We start from the raw sequence: 17,253 nt of genomic DNA, 5'->3' as shown, positions 1-17,253 counted from the left end.
CGCACGCCCGGGGGACCAGCGTGAGCGCGAGGAGTGAGCCGGGTTTGCGAGCCCCGCAGTCGCACGCCGGGGGACCAGCGTGACCGCCGCGGTCGAGGTCCGGGACCTGCGGGTCGAGTTGGGCGGCAGTCCGGTCCTGGGCGGCGTAGACCTGACCGTCGCGGTGGGCGAGTGGGTCACCGTCATCGGCCCCAACGGCGCCGGCAAGTCGACGCTGCTGCGCGCCGTCGGCGGCCTGCTGCCCGCGCCGGACGCCGTCTCCCTCTTCGGTACGCCGATCCGCGCGATGCGCCGGCGAGACCGGGCCCGGGTGGTGGCCACCGTGGCGCAGTCACCGGCGGTGCCGGCCGGCATGGCGGTCGTCGACTACGTGCTGCTCGGGCGCACGCCCCACATGCCGCCGCTGGGTCGGGAGTCCGCCGCCGACCTGGCCGCCGTGCGCCAGGTGCTGGACCGGCTCGACCTGGCCGGGTTCGGCAGCCGCGAGCTGGCCACGCTCTCCGGCGGCGAGCGGCAGCGGGTCTTCCTGGCCCGGGCGCTGGCCCAGGGCGCCACCCTGCTGCTGCTCGACGAGCCGACCAGCGCGTTGGACATCGGGCACCAGCAGGAGGTGCTGGAACTGGTCGACCAGCTCCGCCGTGAGCACGACCTGACCGTGCTCGCCACCATGCACGACCTCTCCATCGCCGGCGAGTACGCCGACCGTCTGGTGCTGCTCGCCGACGGCCGGGTGGCCGCCGCCGGCCCACCCGCCGAGGTGCTCACCGAGGACCTGCTGGCCCGCCACTACCGCGCCCACGTCCGGGTGATCCCCGGCCCGCACGGCCCACACGTCGTCCCGCTCCGCCGCCGGCGCGAAGGAGGGGCCCCCGCTTAACGCATTCGGTAGAGAAGGGGCCCCCTCTCAACGCCACCTGTTAAAAGGGGGCCCCTCCTTACAACCGGGCGGGACGGTCAGCGGAGGGTGGAGATGGAGAAGAGCGCGCCGTGGGGGTCGCGGAGGGCGGCGGAGCGACCGGCCGGGTTGTCCCGCGGCGGGACGAGGATGGTGCCGCCCAGTTCGGCGGCGCGGGCCGCGGTGGCGTCGGTGTCCTCCACCCCGAAGTAGACCGTCCAGTACGCCGGCAGGTCGGCGGGGAGCGGCTCGGCCGGCGTCAGCATCCCGGCGACGATGCGGGCGCCGCAGCGCCATCCGATGTAGGGGGCCGGCCCGGTCGACCGTTCCTCGGGATGCCAGCCGAAGACCAGCGCGTAGAACTCCCGGGCTCCCTCCGGATCGGGGGTGACCAGCTCGTTCCAGCACATTGCGCCGGGCGCGTTGAACAACTCCGCGCCGCGCATCGCCATCGGCTGCCAGACGCTGAACGCCGCGCCGGCCGGGTCGGCGAGCACCGCCATCCGACCCTGCGCGGCGACGTCGAACGGGGCGACGACCACCTGCCCGCCGGCCGCCGCGACCCGGGTGGCGACCAGGTCGGCATCGTCCGTGGCCACGTACGTCGACCAGACCGGCACCTGGTCCGGGGTGGCCGGCGGGCCGACCCCGGCGACCGCCTTGCCGTCCTTGAGGAAGACGGTGTAGCCGCCGGCGTCCGGCACGGTGGAGATCCGCCCGGTCCAGCCGAACAGTTGCGGGTAGAACCGTCTCGCGTCGTCCAGTCCGGGGGTGGCCAGGTCGGTCCAGCAGGGTGTGCCGGGCTCGACGCCGTTCACGGTGACCCCTTCCGCCGGGGGCGGTCCCGCTGGCCCGCCCTGCCGGCATCGTGGCACCACCGGGCCGGCCGCCGGGCCGGAACCGGACAAAACGTCAGCGGAAGCGGCGTCCCTCGTCCCGCCGGTACGCCCAGCCGGCGACCGCGGCGAGCGCCACCACCCAGACCACCAGCATCACCAGCGCCCGGGGATCGGGTCGCCAGTCGGTGACCGCCGCCCACATCAACTCCACCGCGCCCCGGGTCGGCAGGTAGGGGGCGACCGCCTGGACGAAACCGGGGGCCTGGTCCGGTGCGGAGAGCAGGCCCCCGCCGAACGCCAGCGGGAAGAAGAGCACCTGCGCCACCACGATCGCCGCCTTGCTCGGCAACGAGTAGCCGATCGCGAGGCCGAGCAGCGTGAACGGCACCGAGATCACGGCGACCGCGGCGAGCCCGATCAGGAACTGCGCCACGGTGACCCGGGCCGCGGTGGCCACCGCCGCGATCACCACCACCGGCACCATCGACAGGTAGGTCAGCACCAGGCCGGCCAGGATCCGCCCGGCCAGGCGCGGCGCCGGCCCGGCCGGCAGGGTCCGGGTGTACGGGTTCCAGGGCTGGTCGCGGTCCTCGGCGACGCCCACGCCGTACTGGAAGATGTTGGCGCTCATGGTCGCGAAGGTGACCATGGCGGCGGTGGCGTAGGTGGCGCCGGTGGGGTCGTCGCCGGCGAACGGCACCACGAAGAAGAGCATCGCGGCGGCGGGGAAGAACGCGCTGCCCACCACCGCCACCGGGATCCGGATGATCTCCAGGAGCTGGTAGCGGGCGTGGACCAGGGCGAGCGGCACGGCGGTCTCCTAGGCGGGGGTGGGCGCGGGCCGGGCGTCGGCCGTGATGGCGAGGAACGCCTCCTCCAGCGAGGTGGGGCGAACCTCCAGGTCGCGGAACGCCACGCCGGCGGTGACCAGGTCGCGGACGAGCTGGTCGGCGTCGGTGGTGAGCAGGTGGACCCGCCCGTCGACGCGTTCGGTGGCGACCACCCCGGGCAGCGCCGGCAGGTCGTCGGCGACCAGGCTGACCCGGCGTACGCCGACGATGCCCCGGATCGCCGCCACCGAGTCGTCGGCGAGCACCCGACCGTTGCCGATCACCACCACCCGCTGGGCGAGCGCCTCCACCTCCTCCAGGTAGTGGCTGCTCAGCAGCACCGTGCCGCCGTCGGCGTGGAAGCCGCGGATCGCGTCCCAGAGCGCGTGCCGCGCTTCCACGTCGAGCCCGGTGGTGGGCTCGTCCAGCACCACCAGCCGGGGCCGGCCGACGAACGCCAGCGCCACGGCCAGCCGCCGTCGTTGCCCGCCGGAGAGGCCGCCGGTCTGCCGCCGCACCTGGTCGGTGAGGCCGAACCGGTCGAGCAGCTCGCCCCGGGGCACCGGGTCGGGGAAGTGCGCGGAGACGAAATCGACCACCTCGCCGACCCGCAGCGTGCCGGGTAGGCCGGTCTCCTGCGGGGTCACCCCGAGCTGTCGCCGGCTCGCCGGGTCGCGCGGGTCACCGCCGAGCAGCTCGACCCGGCCGGTGGTCGGGCGGCGCAGCCCCACCAGCAGGTTGATCAGGGTGCTCTTGCCGGCGCCGTTCGGGCCGAGCAGGCCGACCAACTCCCCGGCCCGGACGGTCAGGTCGACCCGGTCCAGCGCCAGCACCTCGCCGTAGCGGCGGCTGACCTGTTCGGCGCGGGCCAGGATCATCGCGGGCTCCTCGGGCGGGGGACGGTCCTCCCCTGTGTACCGGGTGCCCGCCAGTCGCCCCGCCCGGGGGCCACCGGTTCCGTCAGCCGACCAGCGGGGCGGGCAGCGGGGCGCGGTGCAGCACCGCCAGCCCGGAGACCGCCCGGGTCAGCACCACGTAGAGGCGGTGCAGGCCGCGCGGCTCGGCGGCCACGATCGCGGCCGGTTCGACGACCACCACGTGGTCGTACTCCAGCCCCTTGACCAGCGTCGCCGGGACGACGGTGACGCGCGCCGCGGCCTCGACGTCGTCGGCGGTCGCGGTCTCGACGCCGGCGGCGTCGAGCGCCGCGCGGAGCCGGTCCACCGTGTCGTCGGCGGCGATCACGCCGACCGAGCCGTCGTGTGCCAGCGCCGCCCGCACCTCGGCCACCGTCGCGGCCGTCAGGTCCTCGACGGTACGCACATCGAGCGCCCCGTCGTGGCGCAGCGACCGGGCCGGGGGTACGTCGACGGCGAGCGCGGGCAGCAGCCGGTTCGCGAACGCGACCACGGCGGCCGGCACCCGGAAGCCGACGCTCAGCGGCACCACCGCGGCGTCCGGCTTGCCCAGGTGGGCCAGGGACTCCCGCCAGTCGGTCGCGGCCCAGGGCGCGGTGCCCTGGGCCAGGTCGCCGAGGAGCGTGATCGAGCCGTGTTCGCTGCGGCGGGCGATGGCCCGGCACTGCATCGGCGAGAGGTCCTGCGCCTCGTCGACCACCACGTGACCGAATCCGGCGGGTCGCTCCAGCAGCCCGGCGACCTCGTCGAGGAGGACCGCGTCGGCGGCGGTCCACCGGGTCGCCTTCGCGGTTCGCCCGACCTTGCCGGCGCGGAACAGCTCCTGCTCGTCGGCGCTGAGCAGCCCGTCGGCGGCGGCCGCGAGCGCTTCGGCGTCGGTCCGCAGCCGGTGCAGCAGCCCGTCCGGGGTGAGCGCCGGCCAGACCGCGTCGAGCAGGTCGGTGACCGGCTTGATCCGGCTCATCCGGCGCAGCCAGGCGTCCGACGGCGACTCGGCGCGGCGGGCCTCGGCCTGGCGTTGCAGCAGCCCCACCACCCGGGCCCGGACCCGTTCCCGCCCGGTGGCGTAGGGCAGCCCCTCCTGCCGCGTCTCGGTGACCAGGCGGTGCAGCGGGTCGAGCCCGATCCGCCAGCGGTACGAGCCGTCCGAGACCATGATCGGCTCGGTGGGCGTACCGATGTGGGCCTCGACGGCGCGACGCAGCACCTCGGCCATCCGGATGTCGTGCTTGAGCGCGGCGGCGGCCGGTTCGTCGACCGCGCGGACCGGCACGCGGGCGACCAGGTCCTCGACGGTGGCCTGCTCGACCTCGACCTCCCCGAGCGCCGGCAGCACCGCCGCGATGTACGACAGGAACGCCCGGTTCGGCCCGACGATCAGCACACCCGAGCGGCGCAGCCGTTCCCGGTGCAGATAGAGCAGGTACGCGGCGCGGTGCAGCCCGACCGCGGTCTTCCCGGTGCCCGGCGCGCCCTGCACGCAGATCGAGTCGGCCAGGTCGGCCCGGACCAGCTCGTCCTGCTCGGGCTGGATGGTGGCGACGATGTCCCGCATCGGGCCGACGCGGGGGCGTTCGATCTCGGCGGTGAGGATGCGGCTGGCCGTGCCGAGTTCCTCGCCCCGGTCGAGGTGTTCGTCCTCGAAGCTGGTCAAGGTGCCGGCGCTGAAGCCGAACCGGCGGCGCACCGCGACGCCCTGCGGATCGCGGGCGCTGGCCCGGTAGAACGATCGGGACACCGGGGCCCGCCAGTCCAGCACCAGCGGTTCACCCAGGTCGTCGGTGACGTGGCGCCGCCCGACGTGGTAGTTCCGCCCGGCGTGGTCCGGGTCCGTCTCCCCGCTGGGCGGGCTGTCGGCGTCCCCGCCGAAGTCCAGCCGGCCGAAGAAGAGCGGGGTGGTCGGATCGTCGGCCAGCTCCTTGACCCGCCGGGCCATGTGCCGGCCGAGCTGCTCGGCGGTGTACGCGTCGCCGGCCACCTTGTCGCCGGTGGCGAACAGTGACTCGGCGCGCTCCCGCATCCGGCGCAGCGCGGCGCGGGAGGTGTCCAGATGGGCCCGTTCGGCGACGAGTTCGTCGTCGAGCGGGGTGGTGGCGGTCAGTTCCGGTGCGGGCACTGTGAACTCCCAGGGCTCAACATGATGCTCGCTCGCGTGTCCGGGGCGGTTGGCCTGCTCCCGGCGCGGGGACGTCCGCTGCGGTGCATGCTCACCGCGGCCGTCGGGCGGTCATCCACTATACGGAGGCCCCGATCGGCGACGCCACCGGATTCCGGCCGGCGCTGCCTCGTGCGCCGGTCGCCGGCCGGCGCGGGATCATGGGGGCATGACCGAGGCGCGTCCCGAACAGCACCGGGTGACGATCAGCGACCCGCAGGTGATGCGGGCGCTCGCCCATCCGGCCCGCATGGCGATCATGGAGCATCTCAGCGCGGGGGAGGGTGGTGCGACCGCAACCGAGTGCGCCGAGATCGCCGGGTTGTCGCCGAGCGCGACCAGCTACCACCTGCGCGAGCTGGCGAAGTTCGGCCTGGTTCAACAGGCGCCGGGCCGCGGTGACGCGCGGGAGCGGGTGTGGCAGGCGGTGAACCCGTCGTACTCCGTCGAGGCGGCGCCGGACGCCGACCCGGACACGCGTGCCGCCGAGGCCGCGCTGGTCGAGGCGCACCTGGTCCGGGACGCCCAGCGGGTCCGGGACTGGATGCGCCGTGCACCGGACGAGCCGCGCGAGTGGTACGAGGCGACCTGGCTCAGCGACAGCGTGCTGCTGCTGACCGCGGAGGAGTTGGTCGAGCTGAACGAGGCGGTCCGGGCACTCACGTCTCGGTACCGGCAACGGAACCGGACCGACCCGCCGGTGGGGGCGCGCAAGGTGGCGGTGCAGTACCGGGCGATGCCGATCGACTGATCCGGGGTTGCGCGCACCAGTTGTGAAGGATTATTTTCGAAGTATGTCCTTCACAACTGGTGCGTCGCGCTGGCCGGACGTCTGGCTCGCCGCCACCGCCCGAGGCGTCTCGAGCTGCGGGGACTTCCTCGCGGCCACCGCGCTGACGCTCGCGCTCCAGTCCGCCGGCGCGGGCGGCCTCGCCGTCTCCGGGCTGATGCTCGCCGCGACGCTGCCGCTCGTCGCGCTCGCCCCGCTGACCGGCCGCCTCGCCGACCGGGTGGACAGCCGGACCCTGCTGATCGTCGCCGGCCTGGTGCAGTCCGCGATCTGCGCGGCGCTGGCGTACGCGACGACGCCGGCCCTGGTCCTCGCGCTGGTGGCGCTGCTGGCGACCGGGCTCGCGGTCACCCAGCCGGTGCTCGCCGCGCTGGTGCCGGTCATGGTCCGGGCCGAGGACCTGCCCCGGGCCGGCGCGCTCAACCAGACCGCCGGCACGCTGGGCGCGCTCGCCGGGCCCGCTCTGGCCGGGCTGCTCGTCGGGCAGTTCGGCACCCGGGTGCCGCTGCTCGTCGACGCGGTCAGCTACCTCGCGCTGGTGGTGGCCGCGCTGCTCATCCGTACCCGACGGGGTGGCCGGGCCACGGCGGCGGCCGGCGTCGCCGTGGCCACGCCCGCCTGGCGGCTGCGTCGCGACCCGATGCTGCTGGTCATGGTCGGCAGCGTGGCCGCGGTGGTCGGCGCGGTGGGGGCGATCAACGTGATCGAGGTCTTCTTCATCCGCGAGACACTGAACAGCTCCACCACCGTGTACGGCCTGGTCACCGGCGCCTGGACGGCCGGCATCGTGCTCGGCGCCTGGCTGTTCGCCCGGTTCGCCCGCCGGCTCGCGGACGACGGTGCGCTGCTCGGGGCCGGGCTGGTGCTGCTCGGCGGCTGCTGCCTGGCGGTGCTCGTCTCGGCGGCGGTGCCGTCGGCGTGGCTGCTCGTGCCGATCTGGCTGGTGGGGGGCACCGCCAACGGCGGCGACAACGTCTTCAACAACCTGCTGCTGGCCCGCCGGGTGCCGGAGGCGGCCCGGGGGCGCGCGTTCGCGGTCTTCGGGGCGGCGGTGCAGGGCGCCGCAATGGGCGGCTACCTGGTCGGCGGCCTGCTGCTGGCGGTGGCCGACCCCCGACCGCTGGTCGTCGGCTGCGGGGTGGTCGGCCTGCTGGTCGTGGCGGCGCTGGCCGGGCCGGTCCGCCGCGCGGTACGCGCCGAGCGCGCCGCGGTCGTTCCCGCGCCGCAGCCCGCCGTCGGGATGGGGCGGTGAGGAGGGGCCCCTTCTCTACCGGACGCGTTAACAAGGGGCCCCTCCTTCCATCCGGTGCGGGATGGGCCACTCCCGCGGCTCCCTGCGGGGCGGGGAGTCCTGGGCGGGGATACGGTCGGGTCATGGCCGACCGCATCGCCCGCCCCCGGGTGGGGCACATCCAGTTCCTCAACTGCCTCCCGATCTACTGGGGGCTGATGCGGTCCGGCGCGCTGCTCGACGTCGACCTGCACAAGGACTCACCGGACCGGCTGAGCGCCGACCTGGTCCGGGGCGACCTCGACATCGGCCCGATCACGCTCGTGGAGTTCCTGAAGCACGCCGACGAGCTGCTGCTCCTGCCCGACCTGGCGGTCGGCAGCGACGGCCCGGTGCTCTCGGTCAACATGGTCTCCACCCGGCCGCTGACCGAGCTGGACGGCGGCAAGGTGGCGCTGGGCTCCACCTCGCGTACCGGGGTGCTGCTGGCCCAGGTGCTGCTCGCCGAGCGGTACGGGGTGCGTCCGGAGTACTTCCGCTGCCCGCCCGACCTGACCCAGATGCTGCTGGAGGCCGACGCCGGCGTGCTGATCGGCGACGTGGCGCTGCGTGCGCTCTACGAGGCGCCCGGCAAGGGCCTCGCGGTGACCGACCTCGGGCAGGCGTGGCACGAGTGGACCGGAATGCCGATGGTGTTCGCCGTCTGGGCGGTCCGCCGCGACTTCGCCGCCGCCCACCCGGGGCTGGTCAAGGAGGTGCACGAGGCGTTCCTGCGCTCGCGTGACCTCTGCCTGGCCGAGCTGGACCAGGTGGCCGAGGCGGCGGCCCGCTGGGAGCCGTTCGACGCGGCGACGCTGGCGACCTACTTCCGCACGCTCGACTTCTCGCTGGGCGAGCGGCAGGTGGCCGGGCTGCGCGAGTTCGCCCGCCGCGCCGCCGCGTACGGGGAGGTGCCGGCGCTGCCGCCGGGCGGCCCGGAGTTCTTCCACCGCTGACCGGGTGCGGCGGTCAGCGCCGCCGCGCCGGGATCAGGTCGGCTCGCGCAGCAGCGCCTCGGTGATCTGCTCGCACGCCTTCATGCCGTAGTCCCACCCGCCGACGCTGAACGGGCTCTTGACCATCACGCCCATCGTCCAGGTGTCGCCGATCGCCAGGCAGTTGACGTGGTACTCCTGTTCCTTCTCCCGGTCGATCCAGCCGTTCTTGATGGCGATCTTCTTCTGCTCGGCGGTCGGGAACGCCTTGCGGATGCCGAAGTCGCCGGAGCCGCGCACCAGGCGCATCTCGTTGAGCAGCCACTTGGTCCACTTCGGCCCGGCCGCCCGGCCGTCGTCGATACAGAGGCCGAGCCGGGCGGTGTCCCGCGGGGACAGCAGCGTACGGCTCCAGCCGCCGTCGGCGGCGACCTTGCTGTCGGTCAGCTTGCAGATCGAGATCAGCCGCCTGATCGAGGCGGCGCTGCCCACGCTCTCGTAGAACTGCTGGGCGCGGGTGTTGTCGCTGTCGCGGATGATCCGCGTGGCGTCGTCGAGCTTGGCGTCGCTCGGGGTCTTTCCCGCCTCGGCGCTGCGGCGCAGGTAGTCGGCGACCACCCAGGACTTGATCAGGGACGCGGTGGTGCTGGTCTCGCCCATGTTCTTCGAGCCGATGATCTGCCCGGTCCGCTTGTCCAGCACGGACCAGGCGTACCAGCCCTTGAGGTCGAGGTCGTCGAGGTTCCTGGCCTGGAACGGCAGCGGCTCCAGCGACGGCGACGGGGCCGGTGCCGGCCGGTCGCTACGGTCGGTGGGCTGCGTGGTGGACCGGTCACCCGCCACGTCGGGATGCGAGGCGGCGGTCGGCCGCAGCGGCGAACCGGGGACCAGTCGGAGCGAGAGGACCAGCAGGCCGACCAGGGCCACCGCCACCGCGCTGAACGCCAGCGGGCGGCGGTGACTGCCGGGCCGTCGCCGGGCGCCGGCCATCAGAGCTTCCCGATCGGCTGCTGCGGCACCTTGAGCGCCGCGCCGGGCTGCGGGGTGACGAGCTGCGTGGCGACGCTCGCGCAGAGCTTCGACCCGTACCACAGGCCGACGGCGCCCGGATAGCGCATCATCACCGCGAGGCTCCACTTGTCGGTGACCGCCAGGCAGTTGACGTGCCAGTTGCCGTCGTAGGCGAGCCGGGTCCAGCCGTTCTTGATGCTCACCGGGCCCTGGGCCTTGATCGAGGCGGGCAGGCCGTCGATGATGCCCCACTTGCCGCCGCCGGACTTCTCCTGCTGGCTCTTGATGCTGCCCCGGACGTTGGCCATCTCGTTCATGACCCACTTCGTCCACTTCGGCCCGGCGGCCTTGCCGTCGGCGATGCAGTCGCCGAGCCGGACCGCGTCCCGGGGGGACATCTCGGTGAAGCTCCACCAACCCAGGTACGCGGGCACGGTGCCGGCCCTGGTGTCGGTCAGGCCGCAGATCTTGACGGCGCGCTGGAGCACCGGGTTCAGCTTGTTGCCCGGCTGCTTCTGGTAGGAGCCGCCGGCCGCCCGGTAGACCCGGTTCGCGCCGTCGTCGTTGCTGTCCCGGATGGCCACGCTCGCCGCCTTCTTCAGCTCGGCGGTGGGCTCCTTGTCGCCGAGTTGGCGCAGGTAGTCGGAGACGATCCAGGTCTTGAGCATCGACTCGGTGGAGCTGGTCCGGTTCATGTTCTTCGCGCCGGTGACGGTGCCGGTCGTGCGGTCCATCAGCGCCCAGGAGAAGAAGTCGCCCCGGAAGTCCACCGAGACCGGGGCGTCGGCGAGCGTCGGGGACGGGGGCGCGCTCGGGGCGGGCGCCGGCACCTGCTCGGTGCCGCCGCCGAAGCCGCCGAGGCTGCTCGGGCCGTCTCCGCCGGAGAGCTGGGCGTACGCGGCGGGCACCAGCATGCCGCCGCCGACGAGCACTGCCACGACGGCGAGCACCATGGTCACGCGAGGTCGCATGAGTGGGTGAACTCCAGATGTATGGCCGGGGGGACCGGCTTCCGCATGTGTTCGGCCCGATCACCACAAGGCCGGGGGACGGTGGCCTGAAAGGTGGCGATCAACGGCAGCCGATCGGTGTGCCGGGGGAAGTCTACTTCCGGACTGGCATTCCGCCAGATCCCGACACCCGGCGACTCGCCGGGTGGGCGGGATATTGAGCAGATATGCGGCTCGTGGGGGGTTTCATTTCCGGCGAGTGGTCGACGTCACAAACGTTTCCCCAGCTCAGGGGCGACCACCCTCGGCTTCCGCGTGGCCACCGGAGGTGATTGCGGAATCCTGTTACACCCTCTGGTGTCATGCGTCGCGAGCTGTAACACTGGCCTCATGTATGGCAACGACTTCGCCCCGCCCGAGGACGCTCCGGGCGGCGGCCTGCTCGGCGAGGTGGAAGCCGCGGAGGCGGCGCTGCGCGAGGCCGCAGCGCGGGCCCGCCGGGGCGGCCCCGGGCCGGACGAGGACTTCGAGGCGTACTTCGCCGACGTGATCGACGCCGACCAGAAGATCGAACCCCGGGACTGGATGCCCGAGGCGTACCGGAAGACGCTGATCCGGCAGATCGCCCAGCACGCCCACTCCGAGATCATCGGCATGCAGCCGGAGGGGAACTGGATCAGCCGGGCCCCCTCGCTCAAGCGCAAGGCCATCCTGCTGGCCAAGGTGCAGGACGAGGCCGGCCACGGGCTCTACCTGTACGCGGCGGCCGAGACGCTCGGCATCAGCCGCGACGAGCTGGTGGAGCTGCTGCTCGACGGCCGGCAGAAGTACAGCTCGATCTTCAACTACCCCACGCTGACCTGGGCCGACGTGGGCGCCATCGGCTGGCTGGTGGACGGCGCCGCGATCGTCAACCAGGTGCCGCTGTGCCGCTGCTCCTACGGCCCGTACGCCCGCGCCATGATCCGGGTCTGCAAGGAGGAGTCGTTCCACCAGCGTCAGGGCTACGAGATCCTGCACACGCTGGCACACGGCACCGGAGCCCAGAAGGCGATGGCCCAGGACGCGCTGGACCGCTGGTGGTACCCGTCACTGGCGATGTTCGGCCCGCCGGACGGCGACTCCACGCACAGCGCGCAGTCCATGGCCTGGAAGATCAAGCGCTTCTCCAACGACGAGCTGCGCCAGCGCTTCGTCGACATGTGCGTCGGCCAGGCGGAGGTGCTCGGCCTGACCATCCCCGACCCGGGCCTGCGCTGGAACGACGAGCGGCAGGCGTACGACTACACCCAGCCCGACTACGCCGAGCTGATGCGGGTGATCAAGGGTGACGGGCCGTGCAACCGGGAGCGGATGGCGCACCGGCAGCGGGCCCACGCCGACGGCGCGTGGGTGCGGGAGGCCGCCGCGGCGTACGCCGCGAAGCGGGTGGAGCGGAAGGAACCGGTGGCGGCATGAGCGAACGCACCGAGCGAAGCGAGGGCCGTGAGGGCATGCCCGGTCAGCACGGCATGAGTGGTCAGTCCTCGCCCCTGTGGGAGGTGTTCGTGCGGGCCCGGCGCGGCCTGTCGCACACCCACGTCGGCAGCCTGCACGCCCCCGACGCCGAGTTGGCGCTGCGCAACGCCCGCGACCTCTACACCCGCCGGCAGGAGGGCGTCTCCATCTGGGTGGTGCCGGCGGGCGCGATCACCGCGTCCAGCCCGGACGAGAAGGACGCGTTCTTCGACCCGGCGGCCGACAAGGTCTACCGCCACCCCACGTTCTACGAGGTACCGGACGGGGTGTCGCACCTGTGAGCGCGAGGAGTGAGCCGGTTTTGCGAGCCCCGCAGTCGCGAACGGAAGGCGGCCCTGTGAGCGCGAGGAGTGAGCCGGTTTTGCGAGCCCCGCAGTCGCGAACGGAAGGCGGCCCTGTGAGCGCGAGGAGTGAGCCGGTTTTGCGAGCCCCGCAGTCGCGAACGGAAGGCGGCCCTGTGAGCGGCCTCTTCGACTTCACGCTCGCCCTCGGCGACGACGCGCTGATCGCGGCGCAGCGGCTCGGCGAGTGGACCACCCGCGCGCCGGAGATGGAAGAGGACATCGCGCTGGCCAACATCGCCCTCGACCAGTTGGGCGCGGCCCGGCTGCTGCTCACGTACGCGGGCGAGCTGGAGGGCGCCGGCCGGGACGAGGACGACCTGGCCTACCTGCGCGACGACCGGGAGTTCCGCAACTGTCTGCTGGTCGAGCTGCCCAACGGCGACTTCGGCGTGACCGTGGCGAAGCTTTTCTTCCTGGCCGCCTGGCAGCTTCCGCTTTACACCGCGCTCGCCGGCTGCGGGGACGACCGGCTGGCCGCGGTCGGCGCGAAGGCGCGTAAGGAGTCGGCGTACCACCTGGACCACGCCTCGCTCTGGGTGAAGCGGCTCGGCGACGGCACCGACGAGTCGCACCGTCGCATGCAGGACGCGGTCGACCAGGTCTGGCCGTACGTCCACGAGCTGTTCACCAGCGACCCGGCGGCGCCGGTCGACCCGGCCACGCTGCGGGCCGACTTCGACGCCACCGTGGCCGCGGTGCTGGACGAGGCCACGCTGACCCGGCCGGAGACTCGCTGGACGCCCGGCGGGGGACGGGACGGCGTGCACACCGAGCACCTCTCCTACCTGCTGGCCGAGATGCAGGTGCTGCACCGAGCCCACCCCGGAGCGCACTGGTGAGCGCGAGGAGTGCAGCGCGGCGGAGCCCCGCAGTCGCGAACAGAGGGTGGCACTGGTGACCGACCCCAGGGCGGCCGTGGCGGCGGTGGTGGATCCGGAGATCCGGGTCATCACCATCGATGAGCTGGGCATCCTGCGCGCGGTCGAGGAGGAGCCGGCCACCGGCCAGGTCGTCGTCACCATCACCCCCACCTACACCGGCTGCCCGGCCATGGACGTGATCCGCGCGGACATCCGCCGGGCGCTCGCCGCCGCCGGGCATCCGGACGCCGAGGTTCGCACCGTCTACGCACCGGCCTGGTCCACCGACTGGATCTCCGACGCCGGCCGGGCCAAACTGGCCGCCGCCGGCATCGCCCCGCCCGCCCCGCGCGGCGACGAGACGGTGGTGCCGCTGACCCTGGCGGTCCGCTGCCCGCGCTGCGGATCACCGGAGACCACGCAGGTCAGCCGGTTCGGCTCCACCGCCTGCAAGGCGCTGTGGCGCTGCCGCTCCTGTGCCGAACCCTTCGACCACCTGAAGGCGCTGTGACTGTCACCATCACCCGGCCGGTCCGCCGCCGGCCGGTCTTCCACCCGCTGCCGGTCGCCGCTGTCGACCGGCTCACCGACGACTCCGTGTCGATCACCTTCGCGGTGCCGGAGGAGCTGCGGGAGACGTTCGCGTTCTCCGCCGGGCAGCACCTCACGGTCCGCCGTCCGGCCGTCGCCGACGACCCGGAGTCCGCGGAGGCGCGACGGTCGTACTCGATCTGTTCCACCCCGGACGAGCTGGCCCGGCACGGCCGGTTGCGGATCGGGGTGCGCGAGGTCCCGGGCGGGGCGTTCTCCGGATATGCCTGCGGCGCGCTGCGCGACGGGGACACCGTCGAGGTGCTGCCGCCGCTCGGGCACTTCACCTCCGCGTTCACGCCGGACCGGGTCCGCCGGTACGGCGCGGTGGTCGCCGGTTCCGGCATCACGCCGGTGCTCGGCCTGGTCGCGACCGCGCTGGCCGTCGAGCCGCAGAGCACCTTCACCCTGGTGTACGGCAACCGCACGGCGAACACGGTGATGTTCGCCGAGGAGTTGGCCGACCTGAAGGACCGCTACCCGACCCGGCTGCACCTGGTGCACGTGCTGAGCCGCGAGATGGGCGAGTCGGCGCTGCTGTCCGGGCGGATCGACGCGGACCGGTTGACCCGGCTGCTGGACACCGTGGTGCCGGGCGACCAGATCGAGGAGTGGTTCCTCTGCGGCCCGTACGGCATGGTGGTGGACGCCAGGGCGGTGCTGGCCGGGCGCGGCGTGCCCGACGCGGCGGTGCACACCGAGCTGTTCCACGTGGACGCCCCGCCGGAGCCGGTGCGCCGCCCGGTCGAGCAGCCGGGCGCGGGCGCCGAGGTGACGATCGTGCTGGACGGGCGCTCGTCGAGTTTCACCATGCGCCGGGACGAGCGGGTGCTGGACGCCGCGCTCCGGGTGCGGGGCGAGCTGCCGTACGCGTGCAAGGGCGGGGTCTGCTCGACCTGCCGGGCCCGGGTCACCTCCGGTGAGGTGACGATGGCCCGCAACTATGCGCTGGAGCCGGACGAGGTGGCCGCCGGTTACGTCCTGACCTGCCAGTCCAGCCCGGTGACCGAGCATCTGACGGTCGACTACGACGCGTGACGCCACGAACGTGTGCGCCGGTGCGGGTCACGCCGCGGCCGAGGGACGACGCCGGGTAGAACGATTCGTTCTACACTTGGCTGATGGAGCAGATCGCGATACGAGAGCTGAACCAGCACACCAGCCGGGTGTTGGCGCGGGTACGCGCGGGTGAGACGGTCGAGGTGACCGACCGCGGGGAGCCCATCGCCCGTCTCGTCCCGGTGCTGGCCGGCGATGCCCTCCTGGGTCGACTCGTCGCCGAAGGGCGCGCCTCGGCACCGACGGCGGTCGGCCCGGTGCCCATGCCTCCGGTTCTCGGTGATGCGTCGGTGGACGTTGCGGCGGCCCTGGTCGAGGCGCGCGATGAGGAGCGCTGGTGATCTACCTCGACTCCGCGGCGGTCATCAAGATGCTCCGACGCGAGGAGGAGACGCCGGATCTGATCGGCTGGTTGAACGACCGTTCCGGGACTGCCCTGGTCTCGTCGGTGCTGGTCGAGGTCGAGGTGCCAAGGGCGCTGCGTCGGGCCGCTCCGCAGGCGCTGGTGGGTGTCCCGTCGGTGCTGGGCCGGCTCTACCGGGTCGAGATCGACGCGGCGGTGCGGGCGACCGCCGGCGCGTACGCCGAACCGACGCTGCGCAGCCTGGACGCGATCCACCTGGCCACCGCGGAGATTCTGGCCCGCCAGGCGGTCACGGAGTTCGAGGCCTTCGTGACGTACGACCGGCGTCTGTTGCAGGCGGCCAAGGCTGTGGGACTGCCGGTGGCGAGCCCGGGACTCGCCTGATTCGGCGACTGCGGCCCTCGTCACCCGGCCGAGGTGGGCGTGTCCGCCGTCGGGGCCGCGACGTAGGCTCGGTGGCGTGACGGCGAACCGGGAGATCGACGACATCCTGCAGCGCGGCGCGGACGGCGGGCGGATCACGCCCGAGGAGGCGCTGCTGCTCTACACCGAGGCGCCCTTCCACGCGCTGGGCGAGGCGGCCGACGCGGTACGGCGGCGCCGGTACCCGGACAACATCGTCACGTACCTGATCGACCGCAACATCAACTACACGAACGTCTGCGTGACGGCGTGCAAGTTCTGCGCGTTCTACCGGGCCCCCAAGCACGCCGAGGGCTGGACCCACCCGACCGAGGAGATCCTGCGCCGCTGCGGCGAGGCGGTCGAGCTGGGCGCCACCCAGGTCATGCTCCAGGGCGGCCACCACCCGGACTACGGCGTGGACTACTACGAGGAGCTGTTCTCCTCGGTCAAGCGGGCCTACCCGCAGCTCGCCATCCACTCGATCGGCCCGAGCGAGATCCTGCACATGGCGAAGGTCTCCGGCGTGAGCCTGGACGAGGCCATCGCCCGGATCAAGGCGGCCGGCCTGGACTCGATCGCCGGCGCCGGCGCCGAGATGCTGCCGGACCGGCCGCGTAAGGCGATCGCGCCGCTGAAGGAGTCGGGCGCCCGGTGGCTCGAGGTGATGGAGCTGGCGCACCGGCAGGGCCTGGAGTCGACCGCGACGATGATGATGGGCACCGGCGAGACCAACGCGGAGCGCATCGAGCACCTGCGGATGATCCGGGACGTGCAGGACCGCACCGGCGGCTTCCGGGCCTTCATCCCGTGGACGTACCAGCCGGAGAACAACCACCTGAAGGGCCGCACCCAGGCCACCGCGCTGGAATACCTGCGCTTGGTTGCGGTGGCCCGGCTCTTCTTCGAGACGGTGCCGCACCTCCAGGCCTCCTGGCTGACCACGGGCAAGGACGTCGGGCAGCTCGCGCTGCACATGGGCGTGGACGATCTGGGCTCGATCATGCTGGAGGAGAACGTCATCTCCTCGGCCGGCGCCCGGCACCGGTCCAACCTGCACGAGCTGATCGGCATGATCCGGTCGGCGGACCGGATCCCGGCCCAGCGGGACACGCTCTACCGCCGGCTCGCGGTGCACCGCACGCCCGCCGACGACCCGAGTGACGACCGCGTGGTCTCGCACTTCTCCTCGATCGCGCTGCCGGGCGGCGGCGTCGGGAAGTCGTTGCCGCTGGTGGAGGCGAGCTGACGGTCCACCGTTCGGTCGGTCGGGAGCGTCGTGCGGCCGGGTGTCGTCCCGTTTCCGGTGGAGCTTCGGCGTGGCCCTCGACGGGCCTGATCGGGAGCCGCTAACGTCCCCGCTCGACACCGCCCATCCGGGCCGCGAGCTGCCAGGTAACAGGTCGGCGGCGACCCGGGCGAGCGTGGCCACGCCGGTCGCCGTCGCGGCTACGCTGGCGGCGTTCGGCGGACCGTCGTCCTCCATCGGCCCATGAGGGCCGTTCACATAACGCACCGCGGCA

At 73.2% G+C, this 17,253-nt stretch carries 18 protein-coding genes; 12 read left to right on the top strand and 6 right to left on the bottom strand.

The features are described from left to right. The first annotated feature begins 79 nt into the window (after positions 1–79). Positions 80–877, top strand: a complete 798-nt coding sequence (locus TPA0908_RS29850) for an ABC transporter ATP-binding protein (RefSeq protein ID WP_281943646.1) — start codon at positions 80–82, stop codon at positions 875–877. 77 nt (positions 878–954) lie between these two features. Here TPA0908_RS29850 and TPA0908_RS29845 read toward each other — a convergent pair whose 3' ends face one another. From TPA0908_RS29845 to TPA0908_RS29830, 4 genes are all read right to left on the bottom strand, one after another. Continuing rightward, positions 955–1,713, bottom strand: coding sequence for a VOC family protein (locus TPA0908_RS29845; protein ID WP_281943644.1), 759 nt, complete (start codon positions 1,711–1,713; stop codon positions 955–957). A 94-nt stretch (positions 1,714–1,807) separates the two neighbouring features. Then, complete coding sequence (locus TPA0908_RS29840; protein ID WP_281943642.1) at positions 1,808–2,545, bottom strand: ABC transporter permease; 738 nt, start codon at positions 2,543–2,545, stop codon at positions 1,808–1,810. Between the two features lie 9 nt (positions 2,546–2,554). Beyond that, positions 2,555–3,442 carry an ABC transporter ATP-binding protein gene (locus tag TPA0908_RS29835; protein ID WP_281943640.1) on the bottom strand — a complete coding sequence of 296 codons (888 nt, stop codon included), beginning with the start codon at positions 3,440–3,442 and terminating at the stop codon, positions 2,555–2,557. Between the two features lie 82 nt (positions 3,443–3,524). Continuing rightward, positions 3,525–5,597 carry a HelD family protein gene (locus tag TPA0908_RS29830; protein ID WP_281943638.1) on the bottom strand — a complete coding sequence of 691 codons (2,073 nt, stop codon included), beginning with the start codon at positions 5,595–5,597 and terminating at the stop codon, positions 3,525–3,527. 208 nt (positions 5,598–5,805) lie between these two features. Between TPA0908_RS29830 and TPA0908_RS29825 the strand changes: the two genes are divergently transcribed. From TPA0908_RS29825 to TPA0908_RS29815, 3 genes are all read left to right on the top strand, one after another. Further along, positions 5,806–6,387, top strand: a complete 582-nt coding sequence (locus tag TPA0908_RS29825) for an ArsR/SmtB family transcription factor (protein WP_281943636.1) — start codon at positions 5,806–5,808, stop codon at positions 6,385–6,387. A gap of 43 nt (positions 6,388–6,430) precedes the next feature. Then, a complete protein-coding gene (locus TPA0908_RS29820; protein ID WP_281943634.1) occupies positions 6,431–7,678 on the top strand; it encodes an MFS transporter in 1,248 nt (415 codons plus the stop codon). A gap of 122 nt (positions 7,679–7,800) precedes the next feature. Then, complete coding sequence (locus tag TPA0908_RS29815; protein ID WP_107154657.1) at positions 7,801–8,652, top strand: menaquinone biosynthetic enzyme MqnA/MqnD family protein; 852 nt, start codon at positions 7,801–7,803, stop codon at positions 8,650–8,652. Positions 8,653–8,685: 33 nt separating this feature from the next. On the opposite strand, the gene TPA0908_RS29810 is transcribed toward TPA0908_RS29815, so the two are convergent. Next, positions 8,686–9,621 (bottom strand): serine hydrolase, encoded by a 936-nt coding sequence (locus TPA0908_RS29810; protein ID WP_281943632.1) that lies wholly within the window; start codon positions 9,619–9,621, stop codon positions 8,686–8,688. After that, positions 9,621–10,613 carry a hypothetical protein gene (locus TPA0908_RS29805; RefSeq protein WP_281943630.1) on the bottom strand — a complete coding sequence of 331 codons (993 nt, stop codon included), beginning with the start codon at positions 10,611–10,613 and terminating at the stop codon, positions 9,621–9,623. Before TPA0908_RS29805 ends, TPA0908_RS29810 begins: the two co-directional genes overlap by 1 nt. Before the next feature lie 369 nt (positions 10,614–10,982). Between TPA0908_RS29805 and paaA the strand changes: the two genes are divergently transcribed. The 8 genes from paaA to mqnC all read left to right on the top strand — a co-directional run bounded on the left by paaA (position 10,983) and on the right by mqnC (position 16,979). Further along, positions 10,983–12,050, top strand: a complete 1,068-nt coding sequence (gene paaA, locus TPA0908_RS29800; protein WP_281943628.1) for a 1,2-phenylacetyl-CoA epoxidase subunit PaaA — start codon at positions 10,983–10,985, stop codon at positions 12,048–12,050. Beyond that, positions 12,047–12,391: a 1,2-phenylacetyl-CoA epoxidase subunit PaaB gene (gene paaB, locus TPA0908_RS29795; protein WP_374709274.1), complete on the top strand. Its 345-nt coding sequence runs from the start codon at positions 12,047–12,049 to the stop codon at positions 12,389–12,391. The genes paaA and paaB overlap by 4 nt, the downstream gene beginning before the upstream one ends. A 140-nt stretch (positions 12,392–12,531) precedes the next feature. Continuing rightward, positions 12,532–13,293 carry a 1,2-phenylacetyl-CoA epoxidase subunit PaaC gene (gene paaC, locus TPA0908_RS29790; protein ID WP_281943821.1) on the top strand — a complete coding sequence of 254 codons (762 nt, stop codon included), beginning with the start codon at positions 12,532–12,534 and terminating at the stop codon, positions 13,291–13,293. A gap of 55 nt (positions 13,294–13,348) precedes the next feature. Further along, complete coding sequence (paaD, locus tag TPA0908_RS29785) at positions 13,349–13,825, top strand: 1,2-phenylacetyl-CoA epoxidase subunit PaaD (protein ID WP_281943626.1); 477 nt, start codon at positions 13,349–13,351, stop codon at positions 13,823–13,825. Next, entirely contained in the window at positions 13,822–14,943 is a 1,122-nt protein-coding gene (paaE, locus tag TPA0908_RS29780) for a 1,2-phenylacetyl-CoA epoxidase subunit PaaE (protein ID WP_281943624.1), read from the top strand. The genes paaD and paaE overlap by 4 nt, the downstream gene beginning before the upstream one ends. Positions 14,944–15,026: 83 nt before the next feature. Then, positions 15,027–15,305, top strand: coding sequence for a type II toxin-antitoxin system Phd/YefM family antitoxin (locus TPA0908_RS29775; RefSeq protein WP_281943622.1), 279 nt, complete (start codon positions 15,027–15,029; stop codon positions 15,303–15,305). Next, positions 15,302–15,712, top strand: a complete 411-nt coding sequence (locus TPA0908_RS29770; protein WP_281943620.1) for a PIN domain-containing protein — start codon at positions 15,302–15,304, stop codon at positions 15,710–15,712. The genes TPA0908_RS29775 and TPA0908_RS29770 overlap by 4 nt, the downstream gene beginning before the upstream one ends. Before the next feature lie 76 nt (positions 15,713–15,788). Then, complete coding sequence (gene mqnC, locus TPA0908_RS29765; protein ID WP_281943618.1) at positions 15,789–16,979, top strand: cyclic dehypoxanthinyl futalosine synthase; 1,191 nt, start codon at positions 15,789–15,791, stop codon at positions 16,977–16,979. Positions 16,980–17,253 lie beyond the last annotated feature (274 nt).

Source organism: Micromonospora sp. AKA38 (assembly GCF_027925725.1).
Classification (GTDB): domain Bacteria; phylum Actinomycetota; class Actinomycetes; order Mycobacteriales; family Micromonosporaceae; genus Micromonospora.
Note: the sequence above shows the minus strand (reverse complement) of the source record. Positions and strands in the feature narration are given on the sequence as shown.